The sequence below is a fragment of the Streptomyces sp. NPDC026515 genome, from assembly GCF_055567595.1.
In genome coordinates, this window is sequence record NZ_JBVHQD010000006.1 from 293,310 (window position 1) to 315,237 (window position 21,928).

Sequence of the window (21,928 nt, forward strand, 5' to 3'; positions counted from 1 at the left end):
AGCGGGCACTTCGCGGCCTTCCCCGTCCCCACTCCGCTTATGCGAAGTGCCAGCCAGCTGAGCGGAGTTCAGAAGGCGGACCCTAGAAGGGGGGCACATGAACGGGCTCGACTGGGCCGTGCTCATCGGCTACTTCGGCGTGATGGTCGCGATCGGCATCTGGTCGCACAAGCGCGTGGACAACGTGAGCGACTTCTTCACGGCCGGCGGAAAGATGCCCTGGTGGCTCTCCGGCATCTCGCACCACATGTCCGGCTACAGCGCGGTGATGTTCACCGGGTACGCGGGCATCGCCTACACCTACGGCGTGACGTCTTTCGTCACCTGGTCCTTCCCGATCGCGCTCGGCATCGCGATCGGTTCGAAACTCTTCGCCCCGCGCATCAACCGGCTCCGGTCCCGCCTCCACGTGGCCTCCCCGCTGGAGTACCTGAAGAACCGGTACAACCTGACCACGCAGCAGGCGCTGGCCTGGTCCGGCATGCTGCTGAAGATCGTCGACGTGGCCGCCAAGTGGGCGGCGATCGCCACCCTGTTGTCGGTGTTCACGGGTGTCTCGCTCAACCAGGGCATCCTCATCACCGGCGCGATCACCGCGATCTACTGCACGATCGGCGGCCTGTGGGCGGACGCGCTGACCGAACTGGGCCAGTTCGTCATCCAGTTGCTGGCCGGCGTCTCGATGTTCGTCGCCGTCGTGCTGAAGCTGAACGACAAGGGCATCGGCATCTTCGACGCCTTCGACCAGCCGGCCCTGCACGGTCACGGCAAGCCGCTGGTCGGCCCCTACGGCACGGTCTTCCTGCTCGCCTTCCTCTTCATCAAGCTCTTCGAGTACAACGGCGGCATGCTCAACCAGGCCCAGCGCTACATGGCGACGGCCGGCCCCAAGGAGGCCGAGCGCAGCGCCCGCCTCTCCGCGGCGCTCTGGCTGATCTGGCCGGTGGTCCTGTTCTTCCCCATGTGGATGTCGCCCCTGCTCGTCCACGCGCAGAAGCCGGACGGTTCCGACTCCTACGGCCTGATGACCGAACAGCTCCTCCCCCACGGTCTGCTGGGCCTGGTCGTCGTCGGCTTCTTCTCCCACACGATGGCGATGTGCTCCTCCGACGCCAACGCGATCGCCGCCGTCTTCACCCGTGACGTGGCGCCGGTGCTGTCGTCGCGGGCCCGGACCTGGGGCGAGCGTTCCGGGCTGATCGCGGCCCGGGTGACGACGGTGGTCTTCCTCGGCCTGTCCATGGCGGTGGCCACCCAGGTCAACTCGCCCACGTTCAAGGACATCATCACGGTGGTCATCAAGTGGGTGGCCGGTCTGATGGGCCCGATCGCGATCCCGATGATGCTGGGTCTGCTGCGCCCGTTCCGCCGCTCCGGCCCGACGGCCGCGCTCACCAGCTGGGCGGCGGGCCTGCTGGCCTTCTGGCTGGTCAACTACCCGATCAACTGGAACGTCGACGGCGGCGTACCGCTCCAGTACCAGGTGTCGGTCCCGCTGGCCGTCTCCCTGGTCCTCTACATCCTCATCGGCTACCTGAAGCCGGAGGACACCCCGGAGCGTCTGGCGATCATCGAGACGGTGAACACGGACGGGGACGGCGCGGCCGCGAGGGTCCCGGCACAGGCACAGCCGCAGGCGCAGGCTCAGGCGGGAAGGCCGGTCCAGGACTGACGGGCGCCGGCCGACCGTAGGCGACGGGGGCGCGATGACACCGCGCCCCCGTCGCGTGCGCGAAGAGGCCGGTGGGGCCCGAACCCCCGACGGGCGCGAAGACCGGACCGTGGCGTGCGCTGGGCAGGGCCGGCTCCCGTGCCCGCCCCTGCTCGGTACCCGGCCTCGGGCAGGTCGGTTTCCGGGTGTTCCGGACCGGCGAGAAGGTCTCCCACGGCGGCGGCCCCGGGAACCTGCCGGACATCCAGTCCGAGACCAACCCGAGGCTCGCCTCGGACCCCGGCGTCATCCACACCTCGACAGGGTGGCTCCCGCCCAGTGTCCCGGTGGTGGGCCAGCGGAGTCCTGCCTGGACGCGACCACGGACCGTCGGTGACTTCGAGCCCGACGGGGTCAGGCCGCTCCGCGTCGGCTGAGCACGTCACTCCGCCTCCGCCCACGGACGCCTAACGCGGGTAGCGGGCCAGCCAGCCGGGGGCCGCGCCCGCCGGACCGTGCAGGGCCGGGCCCTGGGTCATCTCCATCGCGAAGTCGTCGGCGAGTTCGAGGATCGTGGGACGGCCCTCCAGTTCGGCCAGCCAGGCCGGTGGGAGGGCCGTCTCGCCGTGCAGGGCGCCGAGCAGGCCGCCGGTGAGGGTCCCGGCGACGGCGGAGGGTCCGGCCTGGTTGACGGCGAGGCACAGTCCGTGCCGTACGTCCTCACCCACGAGCGCGCAGTACACGGCGGCCGCGAGCGTCCCGTCCGCCGCCCCGTCGCCGGTCAGTTCCTCGACCCGCGCCGGGGAGGGCATCCCCTGCCGTACGGCGCCGAGCGCGTGCTGCAACGCGTCCGAGACGGGCTGGTGCCCCGGTCGGGCGGCGAGCAGGGCCAGCGCCCGCTGGACGGCCCCGTCCAGCGAGTCCCCCCGGGCCAGCGCGTGCACGATCACCGCGTACCCGCCCGCCGAGAGACAGGCGGTCGGGTGCCCGTGGGTCTGCGCCGCGCACTCCACGGCCAGCTGGACGACCAGCTGCGGCTCCCAGCCGACCAGCAGCCCGAACGGCGCGGACCGGGCGACTGCCTCCGGCCCCATGTCGTCGGGGTTCTTCGGCGACTCCAGGGTCCCCATGGTCTCGTCCCCGAGCCCCATCAGCAGCGAGCGCGTCGGGTCCCGCCGGGCGTACAGCCACTCCTCCCGGGCCAGCCACCCGTCCTCCTTGCGCCGCTCGTCCGGCCCCCAGTCCCGCTGGGTGGCCGCCCACCGCAGATACGCCCGGTGCAGGTCGGTCGGCGGGTGCCAGGCTCCGGTGTCCCGCCTCACCTGGGCTCTTATCAGGCCGTCCACGGTGAAGAGGGTCAGCTGGGTGTGATGGGTCACCGTCCCGCGCCGCCCGGACCCGAACCCGAGATCCACCAGCCCCTCGGGCCCGTAGGCCGCCCTGATCTCCTCCAGCGTCAGGCCGTCCACGGGGCCGCCGAGCGCGTCCCCGAGGGCGGACCCGAGCAACGCGCCCCGCACCCGGCTCCGGAAGTCCTGCTGCTCGGCACGGCCCCAGACGGCACCCGGCGTCGCACTCACCACCATGACCTCCTCACGGGCACCGCCCGTACATACGAGCGCACAGCACTGTAATCGACCGGGAACGGTCCGTTCAGGGGGCAGCCAGGTATGCGAAGTGTGGGTCATGTGGTCCCGCGTGGCCGGATTTCGGTCAGGTCGGGCGGGTGGGGAGGCACCGGCGCAGGACAGCGGCCCGTTGTTCCAGGGCCCAGGGATACTCCGGATTCAGCGCGAGGGCGCGGTCCAGGTCGGTGAGGGCTTCCTCGTGGCGGTTCAGGTTGGCCAGGCAGACGCCCCGGCTCGCGTACGCGGACGCGTAGCCGGGGTCGAGTTCGAGGGCACGGTCGTAGTCGGCCAGCGCCTCCTCGTCACGGCCGTTGACGCGCAGCGCGTCGCCGCGTTCGCAGCGGCCCCAGGCCCAGTCCGGTTGCAGGGCGAGAGCACGGTCCAGGTCCGCGAGGCGGCGGCTCTGGTCGCCGAGGCCCCGCCAGACACGGGCGCGGCGGGCGAGGGCCCACGCGTAGTCGGGCTTGAGCCGCAGTGCCTGGTCGAGGTCGGCCAGGGCCGCGTCGAGGTCGCCCCGGCGCTCGTGGGCGGCCCCGCGCGAGGCCCAGGCGAACTCGCTGGTGGGGTCGCGCCCGATCCCCTCGCTCAGGTCGGCGACCGCTTCGTCGTGGTGCCGGGCCAGCCGGTGGTGCTCGCCGCGCAGGATGACGTTCCACGGGTTGTCCGGCTCCAGTTCGAGCACCCGGTCCAGGCCCGCGAGCGCGCCTTCGTAGTCGCCCGTCCCGCCGCGGGTCACGGCCCGCCCGCGGTGGGCCCGGACCAGGGCCGGATCCAGGGCGAGGGCGTGGTCGTACTCCGCCAGGGCCCGCTCGGGCGCGCCGTCCCGGGCGAGCGCGTCGGCGCGCAGTGCCCAGGCCGTCGCCCGCCACGGCTCGTCGCCCCGGGCGCGGCCGAGCAGCAGCCGGAGCACCTCGGCGAGCCCGGCACCGGCGAGCGCCTCGGAGAGGTCGCCGCCCCAGGTCCGTACGGCCTCGGCGTCGGCGGCCTCGCCCGCCTCGGCCAGCAGCCGCACCCAGGGCCGTACGACGTCGTCGCCGTGGGCGCAGGCGGTGACGACGTCGGCGAGGGCGGCCGGGAGCGCGGCGCGGGGTCTCGCGCACAGCAGGTGGTACGACTCGCCGAGCCGCAGCTCCCGCCATCCCTCGTCCGCCCACAACTCGTCCGGTTCCAGGTCGGCTTCGGCCTCCGTGCGCCGCCTGCCGTACGTCTCGGCGAGCCGGGCGTGCCGCTCCGCCCAGCCCTCGGGTGAGCGCAGCCGCTGGAGGCGGAGCATGGGCGCCCGTACGACGTCGTGGTACTGCAACCGCCCCCCGCGCTCGCTGACGAACGGCATGCCCCGCAGCCACGCGAAGAGCGCGTCCGCCCGGTCCTCGGGGCCGTCCACGGCGGACCGGAAGACGTCCACGTCCAGCCGTCTGGGCAGCGCGCCCGCCAGCGCGGCCGCTCTGCGCACCGGGTCCCTTTCCCATTTCAGGAACCGGTCGACCGCCGTGGCGCTCGGATCCCCGACCTCCCCGGGGCCGACGGGCCCGGACTCGGCCAGCGTGGAGACGAGTACCGGAAGCCCGCCCGTCAGGCGCAGTACCTCGGCGACCACGGGCTCGTCCCGCACTCCCTTGTCCGCGAGCAGTCCTCTGGCCTCCGCCTCCGTGAACGGGCCGAGCGGCAGGTCCGTCCTGAAGTCGGCGAAGCTGCCCCAGCGGGCCGTGTCGAAAGGGTGCTGGCCGGAGGTGACCACGACGACGTTGGCGGGGAGGGCGCCGTAGCGGTCGGTGGTCATCACGTCGTGCAGCCAGGGGTCGAGGAACGGGCCGGTGCGCTCGTAGGTGTCGAGGAGGAGGACGATCCAGGGGGCGTTGCCGGCCGCGCCGGCCAGCTCGCTCAGCAGCACCGGGGTCAGCACCCGCTCCGGGGACAGCACCAGTTGGGCGTCCTCCTGGCTGCGGAAGCGGGCCCGGAGCCGGTCGGCGCCCTGCGCGAGGCGGTCCGTGTCGAGGGCGGCGGCGAAGGCGCCGGCCACCGGGACCATCCCCAGCCCCGCCTGAGCCGCCCGCGCCACCGCCAGGCTCCCCGCCGACGGGCCCTCCCGGTCCTGCGGTCCGCCCATCGCCAGGGCGGCCTCCGCCTCGTGCCGCCGCTCCCGGTGCACGGCCAGCAGCCGCTCCAGTTCCCTGAACCGCGCACCCTGGGACGCGAGCTGATGGCACATCACCGCCATGGCCTCGGGCACGCCGGCCACGCTCTCGTCGACGTACACGGTCAACGCCCCGGCCTCCCGGGCGATCTGCTCCAGCTCCCGCACCAGCCGGGTCTTCCCGACACCCGCGTCGCCGTGCACGTGGAACAGGAACCGGTGGCGCTCGTCCTCCGGCGGCAGGTCGAGGTTGTGCCGGAACGCGGCCCGCTCCTCGGCCCGTCCGACGAACCCGGCCCTCCGGCGCCGCCCGATCAGCTCCTGCATCGACGGCCGTGTCGACCCCATCCCCACCACCCCCGCAGCCGGTCCGCACCAAGTCTGGCAGAGGGCCCGCGTCCGGAGGGAGATCACGTCGCCGGGTGGCCGCTCTCCCGCGCACCCAGGACCCCGGCGATCAGGTCGTGGATCAGGAACTGCCCCGGCGGACAGTTCTCCTTGAGCAGGTGAAGGTCGGCGGGACCGAACCAGTCGTACGCGGAGTGCTTCGTCCACTCCAGCGCGGGACGGCCGAGGTCGCCTTCGACCTCCACCAGGTAGTCGGCTTCGTGGCGCAGGCCGCCGCCGTCGTCGCCGGTCCAGGTGGTGACGCCCAGCAGCCGGCGCACGCGGCGCAGGCGCCATCCGGTCTCCTCCGCGACCTCGCGGGCGAGAGCCGCCGGCAGTGACTCGCCCGGCTCGACGTGTCCGCCCACGATGTCCCAGGTGCCGGGAAACAGACGGCGGTCCGGGCCGCGTCTCTGGGCGAACGCCTCTCCCCGGCCGTTCAGGATCACCGCACCCACGGTCCAGAGCTCCCCCGGTGCGGGCACGGGCATCCCGGCCCCCGCGTCCACCACCACCCGCGGATCGTCCTCTGCCATGGGCGTCAGCCTAGGCGGCGTCGTGGCAGAGCGGGAGCCTCCTTGAGAGCCGCCCCACGGGAGGGCCCAGCTGACATGCTGCCCTCATGCCCAAGGTACCCGCGTGCGAACGGCCCGCCGCGGCGGCGCGGCGGGGGGCGCGGGCGGCTGGGGGGCGGTCCGGGGGTGTGAACGGCGGAGAGCGGGAAGGACGGTGACATGTCCACCTCCCGTGCGCCTCGTGCGCTCTCCCTCGCCGCCGCCCTGCTCACCGGCACGGTCGCGCTCTACATCACCCTCGTCGCCTTCGGGAACATCACCGATTTCGGCACCAACCAGGCTTTCGTCCAGCACGTGTTGGCCATGGACACGACGTTCAAGGACGACGACCTGATGTGGCGGGCCGTCACCGGCAGAGGGCTGCAGAACACCGCCTATGTCGCCATCATCGTGTGGGAGACCGTCGCCGCGCTCGTGCTCGTCGCCGGGACCGCGCTGTGGTTCCGGCGGGACGACGACCGTGCGCGCCGTCTGTCCACCTACGGCCTGCTGATGCTGGTCCTGCTCTTCGGGGCCGGGTTCATCGGGATCGGCGGGGAGTGGTTCTCGATGTGGCAGTCCAAGACCTGGAACGGGCTGGACGCGGCGACCCGGGTGCTGGTGCTCACCGGGATCGCCCTCGTCGTCGTACGGCTGCCGGAGCGGTCGCCGGCTACTTGACCACCGTCACCTTGGTGTCCGGTTCCGTGCCGAACGTCCACAGGGCCGCGCCGTCCGCCTTGTGCATGCGGATGCCGCTGGTCTGCTTGCCTGCGGCGGGCGGCGGCGACGAGCCGTCGACCGCGTTGGAGAAGGCGATCGACAGCCCGGACTTCGAGGCGAAGTAGAGGATGTGCTCGATCTGGACGCCGTCCGAGCCGGTCGTGCCGGACAGGGTCTTGGAGATCGCGTAGGTACCGGGGTCGGGGGTCACCGTCCCCGGCCACACCGTGAAGGTACGGGTCGCCTTGTCGCTCGCGTCGACCGTCCACACCCGCTTGGCGCCGAGCGAGTAGACGATCCGGCGGCCCGTGCCGGAGGCCGCCGGCACGTCGGGGGCCTTCGTGGGCTTCGGGGACACGGAGGGGTGGGCGCCCGCCGACGCGCCCGCCGACGCGCTCGCCGACGGGCGGACCGCCGCGGCCGTCGGGTGCGGCCCCTTGTCGGCCTGCAGGGCGAGGAAGACGACGGCCACCGTCGCCCCGGCCGTCAGACCGGTGACCCAGACCCAGGAGGGCAGCAGTCGGGCAGCCACGGGTACGCATCTCCTCCGTTATGAGGGCCCCCTACCTAATCGCACAGGGGTCGGATCATCGTACTGCGCGCTGCCCGCCCGCTCGCTCCGGTCCCGGCCCCGGCCCGCCCGGTCCGGCCCGCCCGGTCCGTTCAGTCCAGTACCGGCAGCAGCTCCGGCAGGTGCCCGTCGGACGCCTCCGCCGCGCGCCGGCGCTCCTCGGACACCTCGCCGTACAGCGTCGTGCGCGGCCTCGCCGGGCGGCCCGCGGCCTCGGCCACCGCGATCAGGTCCCGCACCGACTTGTACGAGCCGTACGACGAGCCCGCCATCCGCGAGATCGTCTCCTCCATCAGCGTGCCGCCCAGGTCGTTCGCGCCCGAGCGGAGCATCTCGGCCGCACCCTCGGCGCCCAGTTTCACCCAGCTCGTCTGGATGTTCGGGATGTGGGGGTGCAGGAGGAGGCGAGCCATGGCCGTCACCGCGCGGTTGTCGCGCATGGTCGGGCCCGGCCGCGAGATGCCCGCCAGGTAGACGGGGGCGTTGGTGTGGATGAAGGGGAGCGTCACGAACTCCGTGAAGCCGCCGGTCCGCTGCTGGATGCCGGCCAGCGTGCGCAGGTGGCCCAGCCAGTGCCGGGGCTGGTCGACGTGGCCGTACATCATCGTGGACGAGGAGCGGATGCCGACCTCGTGGGCGGTCGTGACGACCTCGATCCAGGTGGCGGTGGGAAGCTTGCCCTTGGTGAGGACCCAGCGGACCTCGTCGTCCAGGATCTCGGCGGCCGTGCCGGGGATGGTGTCGAGCCCCGCCTCCTTCGCCGCGGTCAGCCACTCCCGGATCGACATGCCGGTGCGGGTCGCGCCGTTCACCACCTCCATCGGCGAGAACGCGTGCACGTGCATGCCGGGCACCCGCTCCTTGACCGCCTTGGCGATGTCGAAGTACGCCGTGCCGGGCAGGTCGGGGTGGATGCCGCCCTGCATGCAGACCTCGACCGCGCCCACGTCCCACGCCTGCTGCGCCCGGTCGGCGACCTGGTCCAGGGAGAGGGTGTACGCGTCGGCGTCGGTGCGGCGCTGGGCGAAGGCGCAGAACCGGCAGCCGGTGTAACAGACGTTGGTGAAGTTGATGTTGCGGGTGACGATGTAGGTGACGTCGTCGCCGACCGCCGACTTCCTCACGTCGTCGGCGATCCGGGTCAGCGCGTCAAGGGCCGGGCCGTCCGCGTGGAACAGGGCGAGGGCCTCGGCGTCCGTGAGTCTCGTCGGATCGTCGGCCGCGGTCGCCAGGGCCTGGCGGACGTCGGTGTCGATGCGCTCGGGCGCCATGCCGGGGGCGGCCGCCTCCCGCAGGGCGCCCCAGTCGCCGTACACCTCGTCGAAGTCGTCGCGGCGGTCGCCGGTACGGCCCTCGGTGTCGATGGCGGTGTGCAGGTCGGTACGGCCAGTCGCGACGAAGACCTCCTCGGGCTCCTGCCAGGGGTGCCCCTCGACCACCGCGTCCGGGACGGCCAGGCCCGTCTCCGGGTCCGCCAGCGCGGCCACGTGCGGACGCAGCCGCGGGTCCAGCCAGGGCTCGCCGCGGCGCACGAACTCCGGGTACACGCAGAGCCGTTCCCGCAGCTCGAAGCCGGCGGCCCGGGAGCGCTCGGTGAGTTCCTCGATCTGCGGCCAGGGGCGTTCGGGGTTGACGTGGTCGATGGTGAGCGGGGAGACCCCGCCCCAGTCGTCGATGCCGGCCGCGATCAGTCGCTCGTACTCGCTGTCCACGAGGTTGGGCGGCGCCTGGATGTTGCCCGCCGGTCCCATCACGAGACGGGCCACCGCGACCGCCGCGACCAGTTCGTCCAGCTCGGCGTCCGGCATCCCGCGCATCGCCGTGTCCGGCTTGGCGCGGAAGTTCTGGATGATCAGTTCCTGGACGCCGTGGTACGAGCGGGCGACCCTGCGCAGCGCGAAGAGGGACTCGGCCCGCTCCTCGTACGTCTCGCCGATGCCGATCAGGATGCCCGACGTGAAGGGGACCGAGGAACGGCCCGCGTCCTCCAGGACCCGCAGCCGGACGGCGGGTTCCTTGTCCGGGGAACCGTGGTGCGGGCCGCCGGGCTCGGACCACAGGCGGGTCGCCGTGGTCTCCAGCATCATGCCCATGGAGGGCGCGACGGGCTTCAGGCGCTGGAAGTCCGTCCACGACAGCACGCCCGGGTTGAGGTGCGGCAGCAGGCCGGTCTCCTCCAGGATGCGGACGGAGATGGCCCGGACATAGGCGATCGTGTCGTCGTAACCGTGCGCGTCGAGCCACTCGCGCGCCTCCGGCCAGCGATCCTCCGGCTTGTCACCGAGGGTGATCAGGACTTCCTTGCAGCCGAGGGCCGCGCCCTTGCGGGCGACGTCGAGGACCTCGTCCGGGGACATGAACATCCCGTGCCCGGCCCGGCGGAGCTTTCCGGGGACGGTGACGAAGGTGCAGTAGTGGCACTTGTCGCGGCACAGACGGGTGAGGGGGATGAAGACGCTCTTCGAGTACGTGATGACACCCGGGCGGCCCGCCTGCTCCAGACCCGCGTCGCGCACCCGGGCGGCGGACGCGGCGAGGTCGTCGAGCGCCTCGCCGCGGGCCTGGAGGAGCACGGCGGCCTCGGAGACGTCGAGGGCGACGCCGTCCCGGGCGCGTTTGAGGGCGCGACGCATGGAGTTCTCGGTCGGGCCGGTTCCGGAGGTCGCGGAAGTCGTCATTCTTTGAGCATACGTTCGGGTTCGGTGGGGTCGGTGGGGCGGCGGTGCGTCGTCGGCTGCGGATATGTGGGGGGGCGCGCAGTTCCCCGCACCCCTCAAAGCAGGGCGCTGCAGCAGGCGCCCTGAAGGGGTGCGGGGAACTGCGCGACCGGCCACAGCGCGCCCGCGGCCGACGACGCACGCGCTCAGAGGTGCTGCGCGTACCCGTCCAACGCCGCCAGTACCTCCGCCTCCCCTGCCGGAGGCAGCTGTACCACGACCTCCTCGACGCCCAGTTCGGCATAGTGCGCGAGTTTGCCGGGGGTCGGGAAGACCGCGTACGGGACGACCTGCAGCCCCGCCGGATCCCGCCCCGCGTCGGTCCACACGCCCCGCAGGACCGGCAGCGACTCGGTGAGCCCGCGTCCTCCGATCGGCATCCAGCCGTCCGCGTACTCCGCGATGTGGGCGAACAGCTTCGGCCCCGCCGCCCCGCCGACCAGCGTGCGCGGACCGACGACCGGCCCGCGCGGCTTCTGGACGGGCTTGGGATACGCGGACGACGCCCGTACGCTCCCGAACTCCCCTTCGTAGGCGGTCGGTTCCTCCGTCCACAGCGCCCGCATCAGCGCCATCCGGTCCCGGCTCAGCTCCCGTCGCGTCCGCCAGGTCACGCCGTGGTCCGCGGCCTCCTCGACGTTCCAGCCGAAGCCGACGCCGAGCGTGAAGCGGCCGCCGGACAGGTGGTCGAGGGTGGCGATCTGCTTGGCGAGGTCGATCGGATCGTGCTGGGCGACCAGGGTGATGCCGGTGCCGAGGCCGAGACGCTCGGTGACGGCGGCGGCCTGGCCGAGTCCGACGAAGGGGTCGAGGGTGCGGCCGTACTCGCGGGGCAGGTCGCCGCCGGCCGGGTACGGGGTGGTCCGTTCGACGGGGATGTGCGTGTGCTCGGGCAGGTAGAGGCCGGCGAAACCGCGCGCTTCCAGCTCACGGGCGAGCCGGACGGGGGCGATGGTCTCGTCGGTGAGGAAGATCGTGACGGCTATGCGCATGGGCCATCTGTACCGGCGATGGCGCGATCTGTCCATACCGACTGGTCGGCATCATCCGTCCCGTCTTTCACACGGCTATGCACATGCCATACGGATGCCTGTGGATTCCCCGGCCTTCCAGGGGAGTTCACGTCGAGAGGGGAGAGTCACCGGCATGTGTGAGGACACGCACGGCATCGGCAGACGCGCACTGTTCGTGACGGGCGCGGCGGCAGCCCTTACGTTGGGGACCGTGAGCTTCGCAGCGGCGGACGGTCAGGACCCGGGGACCCAGGAGACGCGGACGGTACGCGGCACGCTGCCGCCCGGCTGCCCGGACTTCGTGTACGTCCCGGTCGAGGTCCCCGCCGGCGTCCGGGAGATCAAGGTCTCCTACACCTACGACCGGCCGGGCGTCCCGGCCGGCACCACGGGCAACGCGCTCGACATCGGCGTCTTCGACCAGCACGGCACCGAGCTGGGCGGCAAGGGCTTCCGGGGCTGGTCGGGCGGGGCCCGCACGGAGTTCTTCATCCGCGCCGACGACGCCACCCCGGGGTACCTGCCCGGCCCGGTCCACGCCGGCACCTGGCAGGTCGCCCTCGGCCCCTACACGGTCGCCCCGCAGGGCCTGAACTACGAGCTGACGATCACGCTGACGTACGGCGAGCCCGGCACCCCCGTCCGCCCGGTGTACCCGCCGGAGCGGGCCAAGGGCCGGGGCCGGGACTGGTACCGGGGCGACTGCCACCTGCACTCCTGGTACTCCGACGGCCGCCGCACCCCCGCCGAGATCGCTGCCCTCGCCCGTGCCGCCGGCCTGGACTTCATCAACTCCTCCGACCACAACACGCACTCCTCGCACGCGCACTGGGCGGACCAGGCCGGCGACGACCTGCTGATCCTGCTCGGCGAGGAGGTCACCACCCGCAACGGCCACGTCGTCGCCCTCGGCATGGACCCCGGGACCTTCGTCGACTGGCGCTACCGGGCCCGCGACAACCGCTTCGGCCGCTTCGCCCACCAGATCCGCAAAGCCGGCGGTCTGGTCGTACCGGCGCATCCGCACGCCACGTGTGTGGGCTGCGCCTGGAAGTTCGGGTTCGGGGACGCGGACGCGGTCGAGGTGTGGAACGGCCCCTACACCCCCGACGACGAGGTGGCCCTGTCCGCCTGGGACGCCACGCTGGTCGCGTCGGTGCGCGCGGGCGGACGATGGCTGCCGGCGATGGGCAACAGCGACGCGCACCGCGACCCGGACGCCGTCGGGACGCCCCAGACCGTCGTCCTCGCCGACGACCTGACCCGCGAGGCCGTCCAGGAGGGCCTGCGCGCGGGCCGGTCCTACATCGCCGAGTCGAAGAACGTGAAGGTGAGCCTCACGGCGACGGGCGGCCGCGGCCGGCGGGCCGGGATCGGCGAGCGGCTGGAGGTGGCCGACGACACTCCGGTGACGGTCCGTCTGGAGGCCTCCGGGGTGCCGCGCTGCACGGTCCGCCTCGTCACCGACGAGGGGGTCCTGCTGACCAGCGACCCGCTCCCGGTGTCCGGCTCGGGCGTGGTCGAATGGCGGACCACCCCGCAGTACGCGGCGTACGTACGCGCGGAACTGCGCCACGAGACGGCGGCGGGCCCGCTGCCCGGCGCCCTGGCGGCACTGACGAACCCGGTCTTCCTGGGCCGGTGAGAGAGCCGCCCGGGCCGAAGACCGCAGCAGCGAAGGAGTCGCACGGACCATGCCCCGCCCCACTGATGCCCGTTTCCGCGCCACCACCGCCTTCCAGCGTCATGTCGCCAACCCGCTCACGCGGCTGATGCCCTTCCAGACCCTCCTGGAGACCACCGGGCGCACCTCCGGGCTGCCCCGCCGCACACCGCTGGGCGGCCGGCGGGTCGGCGGGTCCTTCTGGCTGGTGTCGGAGTTCGGCGAGCGGTCGCAGTACGTCCGCAACATCAAGGCCGACCCCCGGGTGCGGGTCCGCGTCGGGGGGAAGTGGCACACGGGGACGGCCCGTCTCATGCCCGACGACGACCCGGTGGCCCGGCTGCGCACGCTGCCCCGGGGCAACAGCACGGCCGTCAGGCTGCTCGGGACCGAACTGCTGACGGTGCGGGTGGATCTGGACGGCTGAGCCTGGGTCACTCCGGGGCGGCGGCTTCGAGCAGGCTGTCGAAGCCCGCGGGCGGGCGGCCCAGGAGCCGCGTCACGTCGTCGGTCGCCCGGTCGTAGCGGTTCTCCCGGTGCAGCCGGGCCATCGTGGCGATGTGGTCGAAGAGATGCGGCGTCAGGGACAGCGGCCCGAGGTCGTGCTCGACCCATTCGTCGTAGGGCACGTCGACGTACGTCACGGTGCGTCCCAGCGCGGCGGAGAACTCGGCGGCGATCGCGGACATGTCGCGGGAGGCGGCGCCGGTCAGTTCGTAGACCCGGCCGGCCTGCGGCGAAGGGTCCAGCAGCAGCCGGGCGACCACCGCGGCCACGTCGCGGGCGGCCACCGGCGAGGTGCGCGCGGTGCCGAAGGGAAGGCGGATCGTGCCGTCACGCCGGGCGGAGGCCACGGCGAGCACGCCGAAGAGCGGGTTCTCCATGAACACCGTCGGCCGGACGTGGACGACCGGCAGACCGGACCAGTTGAGGACGTGTTCGGAGAGCCGGTGCAGCCGCTGCTGGTGCGACTCCGTGCTGCTGGTGAGGGTCATCTGGGAGACGGTCATCTGCGACATGTGCACCAGCAGTTCGAGCCGGCCGCCCGCGAGCCCCGCCGCCGCCACGGTCGCGGTGGCCTCCAGGTAGTCGGCCGACGGGCTCATCCCGTAGTACGCCCTGCGGCAGCCGTCCAGGGCCGCGACCACGTCCGCGCCGCGCGTGAGGTCGCCGACGACCACCTCCACGCCGTCGAGGGCCCGCAGCGCGGTGGCACGGTCGTCGTCGTGGTGCACCAGCGCCCGCACCGGCACCCCGTGCCGGCGCAGCTCCCGGAGGACCCTCGCGCCCACCCCTCCGACGCCACCGCCGGCGCCGGTGACCAGGACCGGATCAGTACTCGGCAAGACGTCCTCCCGAAAGTCGGCGATCCGCCCCCGCCTTTCTACGGCACCCGGATCGCCTCCCGGCACGCCTCGCCGTGCGGGCCACACGTCAGGAGCAGCCGCCGTCCGCCCTCACCCCGGCCAGACGATCGCCTGCGTCTCGCTGTAGGCGTGCAGGGCGTAGGAGCCGACGTCCCGGCCCACCCCGCTCTTCTTGAACCCGCCGAAGGGTGCCTCCATGTTCCGCCCGACGGTGTTGATCCCGACGCCTCCCGCCCGCAGCCGCCGCGCCACCCGGAAGGCGCGGGCCACGTCCCCCGACCAGACGTAGTCGATGAGGCCGTAGTCGGAGTCGTTGGCGAGGGCGATGCCCTCGTCCTCCTCGTCGAAGGGGACGACCGCGACGACCGGACCGAAGATCTCCTCGCGGACCGCGCGCATCTCGTTGGTGCAGTCGGCGAGGAGGGTGGGCGCGAGGTAGAAACCCCGCTCCGGCAGGGGGCCGCGGGAGTGCTCGCCGCCCGTCACCACCGTCGCGCCCTCCTTCCCTGCGAGTTCGACGTAGGACTCGACCCGCGCCCGGTGCGCGGCCGTGATCAGCGGCCCCACCACCGTGTCCGGTGCCGCCGGGTCTCCGACCTTCAGCCGGCCCGCGTAGGCGGCCAGTTGCTCCACCAGCCGGTCGTACAGCGGCCGCTGCACCAGCACCCGGGTGGGTGCCGTACAGATCTGCCCGCTGTAGAAGGAGAAGGTGGTGCCGATGCCCGCCACCGCGGAACCGACGTCCGCGTCGGCGAGGACGACGGCCGCGCCCTTCCCGCCCAGCTCCATCAGCTGCCGTTTCATGTCCCGCCCGCACACCTCGGCGATGCGCTGCCCGACGGCCGTGGACCCGGTGAAGCTCACCATGTCGACGTCGGACGAGGCCACCGCGGCCTCGCCGACGCCGGCCGACCGGCCGGAGACGACGTTCAGCACGCCCGGCGGGGCGCCGGCCGCCTCCAGCGCCTCGGCCATGCGGTAGACGGAGAGCGGGTCCTGCGGTGCAGGTTTCACCACCACCGTGTTGCCCATGGCCAGCGCGGGCGCGACCTTGCCCGCCGGGTTGGCCCAGGGGTTGTTGTACGACGTGATGCAGCTGACCACGCCCACCGGCTGACGCACCGCCAGCGCGCCCATCACCCCCGCCCTGCCCATCGGCCCGGCCTCGTTGATCTGCGGCGGGATCGCCCACTCGGCGGGCTCGACGGTGGCGTACCGGCGGAACCGGGCCGCGGCCACCCCCACCTGCATCGCCCGGGCGGTCCCGGTCGTCGCGCCGGTCTCCGCCCGGGCCAGGTCGGCGAACTCCGCCAGTCTGCCGCGGATGATGTCGGCGGCCCGGCCGAGGACCGCCGCCCGTTCCGCCGCCGGGGTCCGTGACCAGCCGTCGAACGCCTCCCGGGCGGCCGCGCAGGCGGCCAGTACCTGCTCCTCGGAGGCCTCTGGAGCCCAGCCGACGGTCTCTTCGGTGGCCGGGTCGACGACCGCGTAGTGGCCGCCGTCGGGGTCCACCCAGCGTCCCCCGACGAACAGCCGCTGCCCGCCGGCCGCGTCCCTCACCGGGTGCTCACCGTGCTGGTGTCGCGGCCGGACCGCAGCACCTTCCCGGGCACGGCGCCGCTGACCGCGTCGTCACGGATGGCCTCGACCCCGTTCACCCAGACCGCCCGCACCCCGATCGCCTTCGCGTCCAGGCGGGGGCTGTCGCCCGGCAGGTCGTGCACCAGGGTGGCCGGGCCGGCGGCGATCCGCTCCGGGTCGAAGAGCACGAGGTCCGCATGCCAGCCCTCCGTGATCCGGCCCCGTTCCCGCAGCCCGAAGAGCCGGGCGGGATCGTCGGTCAGCATCTTCACCGCCTGTTCGAGGCCGAGCAGTCTGCGGCCGCGCAGACAGTCGCCGAGGAACCGGGTGGTGTACGGCGCTCCGCACATCCGGTCCAGATGCGCCCCCGCGTCGGACCCGCCGAGCAGTACGTCCTCGTGCTGCCAGGTCTCGGCGCGCAGCGCCCAGGAGGCGGGGTCGTTGTCGGTGGGCATGGGCCACAGGACGGTGCGGAGTCCGTCGGCCGCGCAGATCTCGACCAGGCAGTGGAACGGGTCCAGGCCCCGCTCCGCCGCGATGTCCTCGACCACCCGGCCCGACAGCCCGGCGTTGGCCTCGCTGTAGGTGTCGCCGATGACGTACCGACCGAAGTTCGCGAGCCGCCGGAAGACACCGGCCTCCTTCGAGTGGGCGCGCTCCAGCATCCGGGCGCGTACCTCGGGGTCGCGGAGCCTCTCGATCCGCTCCGGCACGGGCAGCCCGAGGACCGGCCCCCACCCGGGTATCAGGTTCAGCGCGCAGAAGGTGCCCAGGGACATGTTCATCGGCGTGAGGATCGGCATGGTCAGCGCCACGACCCGGCCGCCCGCCTTGCGGGCCCGCTCGCTCGCCTGGAGCTGGCGGGGCACCCGCTCCGGCACGGCGGCGTCCACGGTGAGCACGTTCCAGTTCAGCGGCCGGCCGGCCGCCGCGCTCATCTCGGCGAACAGGTCGATCTCGGCGTCGCTGAACTGGTCGAGGCAGCCGGCGACGATCGCCTCGATCTGCGTGCCCTCGTGTTCCCCGACGGCCCGCGAGAGGGCCAGCAGTTCCGCCGGGCGGGCGTGCCGGGAGGCGACCGGCTGTCCGTCGCCGTCCGAGTGGGTGGACGACTGGGTGGTGGAGAAGCCCCAGGCGCCCGCGTCCATGGCCTCGTGCAGCAGGGCGACGATGGCGGCGAGTTGGTCCTCGCTGGGCTGTCCGCCGACCGCGTCCGGCCCCATCACGTACCGGCGCAGGGCACAGTGCCCGACCATGAACCCGGCGTTGACGGCGATCCGGCCTTCGAGCGCGTCCAGGTACTCCCCGAAGGAGGTCCAGCTCCAGGGCGCCCCTTCCTCCAGGGCGACCAGTGACATGCCCTCGACCTTGGACATCATGCGGCGCGTGTAGTCGGCGTCCCCCGGCTTCAGGGGCGCGAGGGTGAAGCCGCAGTTGCCGGCCGCGACCGTCGTGACCCCGTGGTTGAGGGAGGGGGTGGCGTACGGATCCCAGAAGAGCTGGGCGTCGTAGTGGGTGTGGGGGTCGACGAAACCGGGGGCGAGCACGAGCCCGGTGGCGTCCTCGGTGGTACGGGCTTCCTCGGTGACGGTACCGACGACGGCGATCCGGCCGTCGCGGATACCGACGTCGGCGGTGTGGGCGGGCGCACCGGTTCCGTCGACGACGGTCGCGCCCTTGATGAGGTGGTCAAGCATGGGGCTCCCTTTTCAACTCCGTTACCGAAAAGGGGCGCGGGGAACTGCGCAACCGGCCACAACGCACCCGCACCCCGCGACGGCGCCTACGCGGCACCCCGGAACCGGGTGGTCCGGTGCACCGGATCCGTGTCGATCTTCGGAATCACGTGCTCCCCGATCAGCCGGATCGTCTGCAGCGTCTCCTCCTTCGGCACCCCCACCGGCAGCCCGAAGCTCAGCTGGTCCGCCCCGGCCTGTTCCCACCGCTTGCACTGCCGCAGCACCTCGTCCGGATCACCGCAGATCAGCAGTTCCTCCTCGACGAGCAGCTCGACGAACTCCGGCGTGTACTCGGGCAGCGTCTCCGGCCACACCGGGAAGCCCTCGGGCCGCGGGAACGTGTCGTGGTAGCGGAACACCAGCGACGGCAGGTAGTGCAGCCCGCCGGACGCGGCGATCCGGATCGCCTCGTCGTGGGTCGGCGCGCAGATCGCCGTCGTGGTCACCATCACGTTGTCGTTGACGAAGTCGCCCACCGGCTCCGCGTTCACGATCGCCGTCTTGTACTGCTCCAGCACCCACTCCATGTCGGATACCTTCTGGATGCTGAACCCGAGGACGCCGAGCCCCTTCTTCGCGGCCATGGCGTACGACGGCGGCGACCCGGCCGCGTACCACATCGCGGGGTGGGACCTGCCGTACGGCTTCGGCAGCACCTTTCGCGGCGGCAGCTGCCAGTGCTTGCCCTGGAACCCGGCGTACTCGTCCTGGAGCCACATCTTGGGGAACTCGGCGATGGTCTCCTCCCAGATCTCCTTCGTGTAGTTCATGTCGGTGATGCCCGGCAGGAACCCGAGGATCTCGTGGGAGCCGGCGCCGCGTCCGCTGCCGAACTCGAAGCGGTTGCCGGTGAGGTGGTCGAGCATGGCGACCTTCTCGGCGACCTTCACCGGGTGGTTGACCTGGGCGAGCGGGTTGAAGATCCCGGAGCCGAGGTGGATGCGCTCGGTCGCGTGCGCGAGGTACCCCAGGAAGACGTCGTTCGCCGACAGGTGCGAGTACTCGTCGAGGAAGTGGTGCTCGGAGGCCCAGGCGTACTTGAAACCGGACTTGTCCGCCTGGATGACGTACTCGGTCTCCTCCATCAGTGCCTTGTGCTCGGCCAGCGGGTCGGTCTCGGCGCGCTTGCCCACGTATCCCTGTACAAAGAGCCCGAATTCCAAGGCGGTTCACCGTCCCAAATTGTCTGACGTTCCGTCAGATACCGTTGGCCGACTGTCGCACCGGCCGCTGCCACCGTCAATAGCTGATGGACCGTCAGATTACCGAGACCCCGGCCAGCCAGCCCCCGTCGATCACGAACGGCTGCCCGGTGATGTACGAGGAGTCGTCCGAGGTCAGGAACAGCGCCAGCCTGGCCACCTCCTCCGCCCGCCCGATCCGGCCCAGCGGCACCAGCTTGCGGTACAGCTCGTCCAGGGCCCGGCTCATCTCCTCCGGGTCGGCGGTGGGGTCGAGCCGCGCCGGGTTGGACATCGCCGTGTCGATGGCACCCGGGCAGATCGCGTTGACGCGTATGCGCCGGCCGGCCAGTTCCAGCGCGGCGACCCGGGTGAGCCCGAGCACCGCGTGTTTGGTGGCGGCGTACGTCCCCACCGCGGCCATCCCCGTCAGCGCGGTGTAGGACGCCGTGTTGACGATGGTCCCGCCGTCGGCCAGCTCGGGCGCCACCGTCTTCATACCCAGGAAGCAACCGACCTGGTTGACCTGGACGACCTGCATGAACTCGTCGAGGGGCGTGTCCACGAGCGCGTTGAACCGCAGGATGCCCGCGTTGTTCACCAGCCCGTCGAGCCGGCCGTACGCCTGCTTGACGGCGGCGACGGCGGCCTGCCACTCGGCCTCCACGCCCACGTCCAGGTGGACGTAGCGGGCCCCGATCTCCTTGGCGAGGGCCTCCCCCTGGTCGTCCAGCACGTCCGCCACGACCACGCTCGCGCCCTCCTCGGCGAAGAGCCGCGCCTCCTGCTCACCCTGTCCGCGCGCCGCCCCGGTGACGATGACGACCCGCCCGTCCAGCTTGCCCATGGCCACCCGCTCCTCAGCTCAGCCGGGGCGCGACGTCCGCCCCGAACGCGCTTATCTGGTCGATGAGTTCGGCCCGGTTCCGGCTGCGGAACCGCACCTGTACCTGGTGCACGCCCATCTCGCCGTAGGCCCGCAGCGACTCGGCGACGGCCTCCGGGGTACCGCTGACGGTGCGCCGGCCGACCTCCCACCGGGGGGTGCCGAGGTACAGCGGCTCGGCTATCGCACCGACCACGAGGGGCTCCGTCACCCCCGCCTCCTCGCGCAGCCGCCGCAGCCGGGCGATCTGGGCGGGCAGCCGGTCCCTCGGGTCGCCCTGCGGCAGCCAGCCGTCGCCCTTGAGCGCGGCCCGCCGCACCGCGGCCGGGGACGAGCCGCCGACCCAGATCGGCACCCGGCGCTGCGCGGGCCGGGGCCGCTGCCCGAGCCCCTCGAAGTCGTAGAACTTGCCGTGGTGGACGGGGAACTCGTCCGGCCCGAGAGCGGCCCGCAACGCGTCGACCGCCTCGTCCAGGACCGCGCCCCGCTGCCCGAAGTCCACCCCGAGCACCTCGAACTCCTCCCGCACGTGCCCCGCCCCGACCCCGAGGACCAGCCGGCCGCCGGAGAGGTGGTCGAGGGTCGCGTACTGCTTGGCGGAGAGCAGGGGGTGCCGCAGGCCGACGACCGCGACGTGGCTGAGCAGGCGTATCCGCTCGGTGACGGCGGCCAGGTGGGCGAGGGTGGCGACCGGGTCGTACCAGACCGTGCTCATCGCGTCGGCGAGCCGGTGCGGGATCGCCACGTGGTCGCAGACCGCGAGGTAGGCGAAGCCGGCCCGCTCCACGGCCCGGGCGATCTCCACCAGGTCCGCGGCGCCGGCCTCCGCCTCCCATTTCTCGGCGTAGATCGTGGACTGGGACTGGACGGGGAGCTGGATGCCGAAGTCGGTCACCTCGTACCGCCCCACAGACCCTCCGGGGTCAGCCCCAGCAGGTCGATCGCGTTGCCGCGGACAATGCGTTCGATCACGTCCGGGGCCAGGTGGCCCATCTGGGCCTCGCCGACCTCGCGGGACTTCGGCCAGGTGGAGTCGGAGTGCGGGTAGTCGGTCTCGTAGAGGACGTTGCCGAGGCCGATGGCGTCGAGGTTCTTCAGGCCGAACGCGTCGTCGAAGAAGCACCCGTGGACGTGCTCGGCGAAGAGTTCGGAGGGCGGGCGGGTGACCTTGTCGGCGACGCCGCCCCAGGCGCGGTTCTCCTCCCAGACCACGTCCGCGCGTTCCAGGATGTAGGGGATCCAGCCGATCTGGCCCTCCGCGTACATCACCTTCAGGTTCGGGAAGCGCTCGAACTTGCCGCTCATCAGCCAGTCCACCATCGAGAAGCAGCAGTTGGCGAAGGTGATCGTGGAGCCGACGGCCGGCGGCGCGTCGGCGGAGGTGGACGGCATCCGGCTGCTGGAGCCGATGTGCATGGCGACGACCGTGCCGGTCTCGTCGCAGGCGGCGAGGAAGGGGTCCCAGTCGTCGGTGTGGACGGAGGGCAGCCCGAGGTGCGGGGGGATCTCGGAGAAGGCGACGGCGCGGACCCCGCGGGCCGCGTTGCGGCGGACCTCGGCGGCGGCCAGGCCGGCGTCCCAGAGGGGGATGAGGGTCAGGGGTATCAGCCGGCCCTGCGCCAGCGGGCCGCACCACTCCTCCACCATCCAGTCGTTGTAGGCCTGGACGCAGAGCAGGGCCAGTTCGCGGTCCTGGGCCTCGGTGAAGGTCTGCCCGCAGAAGCGGGGGAAGGTCGGGAAGCAGAGGGCGGACTGGACGTGGTTGACGTCCATGTCGGCGAGCCGCCGCGGGACGTCGTACGAACCGGCCCGCATCTGCTCGTACGTGATCACCTCCAGCTTGATCTCGTCCCGGCTGTAGCCCACCGCGGTGTCGAGGCGGGTGAGGGGGCGGTGCAGGTCCTCGTAGATCCACCAGTCCCCGATCGGGCCGTCCTCGCCGGGGCTGCCCATGACCGGCTTGAAGCGGCCGCCGAGGAAGCTCATCTCGCGCAGCGGGGCACGGACGATGCGCGGCCCGGTGTCCAGGTACTTCTTCGGGAGGCGGGACTGCCAGACGTCCGGCGGCTCCACGGTGTGGTCGTCGACGGAGATGATCAGCGGAAAGGTGCCGTCCTGGGTGTCCATGGCGCT

18 protein-coding genes are annotated in these 21,928 nt (G+C 72.5%); 5 read left to right on the plus strand and 13 right to left on the minus strand.

Features of this window, described 5'->3' with window-relative positions:
* The first annotated feature begins 97 nt into the window (after positions 1–97).
* Both ACZ4O3_RS14475 and ACZ4O3_RS14480 read left to right on the plus strand, forming a co-directional pair.
* A complete protein-coding gene (locus ACZ4O3_RS14475; RefSeq protein ID WP_362720385.1) occupies positions 98–1,672 on the plus strand; it encodes a sodium:solute symporter family protein in 1,575 nt (524 codons plus the stop codon).
* A 71-nt stretch (positions 1,673–1,743) separates the two neighbouring features.
* Positions 1,744–2,088, plus strand: a complete 345-nt coding sequence (locus tag ACZ4O3_RS14480) for a hypothetical protein (protein WP_467722304.1) — start codon at positions 1,744–1,746, stop codon at positions 2,086–2,088.
* Between the two features lie 30 nt (positions 2,089–2,118).
* On the opposite strand, the gene ACZ4O3_RS14485 is transcribed toward ACZ4O3_RS14480, so the two are convergent.
* The 3 genes from ACZ4O3_RS14485 to ACZ4O3_RS14495 form a co-directional block, all read right to left on the minus strand.
* On the minus strand, positions 2,119–3,231 hold the full coding sequence (locus tag ACZ4O3_RS14485; RefSeq protein ID WP_467722305.1) for an ADP-ribosylglycohydrolase family protein: 1,113 nt from the start codon (positions 3,229–3,231) through the stop codon (positions 2,119–2,121).
* A 133-nt stretch (positions 3,232–3,364) separates the two neighbouring features.
* Positions 3,365–5,761 (minus strand): tetratricopeptide repeat protein, encoded by a 2,397-nt coding sequence (locus tag ACZ4O3_RS14490; RefSeq protein ID WP_467722306.1) that lies wholly within the window; start codon positions 5,759–5,761, stop codon positions 3,365–3,367.
* A 62-nt stretch (positions 5,762–5,823) separates the two neighbouring features.
* Positions 5,824–6,336 carry an NUDIX hydrolase gene (locus tag ACZ4O3_RS14495; protein WP_362729305.1) on the minus strand — a complete coding sequence of 171 codons (513 nt, stop codon included), beginning with the start codon at positions 6,334–6,336 and terminating at the stop codon, positions 5,824–5,826.
* Positions 6,337–6,534: 198 nt separating this feature from the next.
* On the opposite strand from ACZ4O3_RS14495, the gene ACZ4O3_RS14500 reads away from it, so the two are divergent.
* Positions 6,535–7,035: a DUF2165 domain-containing protein gene (locus ACZ4O3_RS14500; protein ID WP_467722307.1), complete on the plus strand. Its 501-nt coding sequence runs from the start codon at positions 6,535–6,537 to the stop codon at positions 7,033–7,035.
* Here ACZ4O3_RS14500 and ACZ4O3_RS14505 read toward each other — a convergent pair.
* The 3 genes from ACZ4O3_RS14505 to ACZ4O3_RS14515 all read right to left on the minus strand — a co-directional run bounded on the left by ACZ4O3_RS14505 (position 7,028) and on the right by ACZ4O3_RS14515 (position 11,357).
* Positions 7,028–7,609 carry a hypothetical protein gene (locus ACZ4O3_RS14505; RefSeq protein ID WP_467722308.1) on the minus strand — a complete coding sequence of 194 codons (582 nt, stop codon included), beginning with the start codon at positions 7,607–7,609 and terminating at the stop codon, positions 7,028–7,030. The two genes, ACZ4O3_RS14500 and ACZ4O3_RS14505, sit on opposite strands and share 8 nt — an antisense overlap.
* Before the next feature lie 131 nt (positions 7,610–7,740).
* Positions 7,741–10,326, minus strand: coding sequence for a bifunctional FO biosynthesis protein CofGH (locus ACZ4O3_RS14510; RefSeq protein WP_467722309.1), 2,586 nt, complete (start codon positions 10,324–10,326; stop codon positions 7,741–7,743).
* Positions 10,327–10,511: 185 nt separating this feature from the next.
* Positions 10,512–11,357 (minus strand): LLM class F420-dependent oxidoreductase, encoded by an 846-nt coding sequence (locus tag ACZ4O3_RS14515; RefSeq protein WP_467722310.1) that lies wholly within the window; start codon positions 11,355–11,357, stop codon positions 10,512–10,514.
* 154 nt (positions 11,358–11,511) lie between these two features.
* On the opposite strand from ACZ4O3_RS14515, the gene ACZ4O3_RS14520 reads away from it, so the two are divergent.
* The gene (locus ACZ4O3_RS14520) at positions 11,512–13,023 is read left to right on the plus strand and encodes a CehA/McbA family metallohydrolase (protein ID WP_362715825.1); all 1,512 of its coding nucleotides are present in this window, start codon (positions 11,512–11,514) and stop codon (positions 13,021–13,023) included.
* 49 nt (positions 13,024–13,072) lie between these two features.
* The gene (locus tag ACZ4O3_RS14525; RefSeq protein WP_362715822.1) at positions 13,073–13,468 is read left to right on the plus strand and encodes a nitroreductase/quinone reductase family protein; all 396 of its coding nucleotides are present in this window, start codon (positions 13,073–13,075) and stop codon (positions 13,466–13,468) included.
* 7 nt (positions 13,469–13,475) lie between these two features.
* On the opposite strand, the gene ACZ4O3_RS14530 is transcribed toward ACZ4O3_RS14525, so the two are convergent.
* The 7 genes from ACZ4O3_RS14530 to ACZ4O3_RS14560 form a co-directional block, all read right to left on the minus strand.
* Positions 13,476–14,387, minus strand: coding sequence for an NmrA family NAD(P)-binding protein (locus ACZ4O3_RS14530; RefSeq protein WP_467722311.1), 912 nt, complete (start codon positions 14,385–14,387; stop codon positions 13,476–13,478).
* A gap of 111 nt (positions 14,388–14,498) precedes the next feature.
* Positions 14,499–15,968, minus strand: a complete 1,470-nt coding sequence (locus ACZ4O3_RS14535) for an aldehyde dehydrogenase family protein (RefSeq protein ID WP_467722312.1) — start codon at positions 15,966–15,968, stop codon at positions 14,499–14,501.
* Complete coding sequence (locus tag ACZ4O3_RS14540) at positions 15,965–17,686, minus strand: N-acyl-D-amino-acid deacylase family protein (protein ID WP_467722313.1); 1,722 nt, start codon at positions 17,684–17,686, stop codon at positions 15,965–15,967. The genes ACZ4O3_RS14535 and ACZ4O3_RS14540 overlap by 4 nt, the downstream gene beginning before the upstream one ends.
* Positions 17,687–17,772: 86 nt before the next feature.
* Positions 17,773–18,891: an LLM class flavin-dependent oxidoreductase gene (locus ACZ4O3_RS14545; RefSeq protein WP_352220443.1), complete on the minus strand. Its 1,119-nt coding sequence runs from the start codon at positions 18,889–18,891 to the stop codon at positions 17,773–17,775.
* Positions 18,892–18,985: 94 nt separating this feature from the next.
* On the minus strand, positions 18,986–19,756 hold the full coding sequence (locus tag ACZ4O3_RS14550) for an SDR family NAD(P)-dependent oxidoreductase (RefSeq protein ID WP_362715809.1): 771 nt from the start codon (positions 19,754–19,756) through the stop codon (positions 18,986–18,988).
* 13 nt (positions 19,757–19,769) lie between these two features.
* Positions 19,770–20,705: an LLM class F420-dependent oxidoreductase gene (locus ACZ4O3_RS14555; protein ID WP_362715807.1), complete on the minus strand. Its 936-nt coding sequence runs from the start codon at positions 20,703–20,705 to the stop codon at positions 19,770–19,772.
* Complete coding sequence (locus ACZ4O3_RS14560) at positions 20,687–21,922, minus strand: amidohydrolase family protein (RefSeq protein ID WP_467722314.1); 1,236 nt, start codon at positions 21,920–21,922, stop codon at positions 20,687–20,689. Before ACZ4O3_RS14560 ends, ACZ4O3_RS14555 begins: the two co-directional genes overlap by 19 nt.
* Between the last annotated feature and the right edge of the window lie 6 nt (positions 21,923–21,928).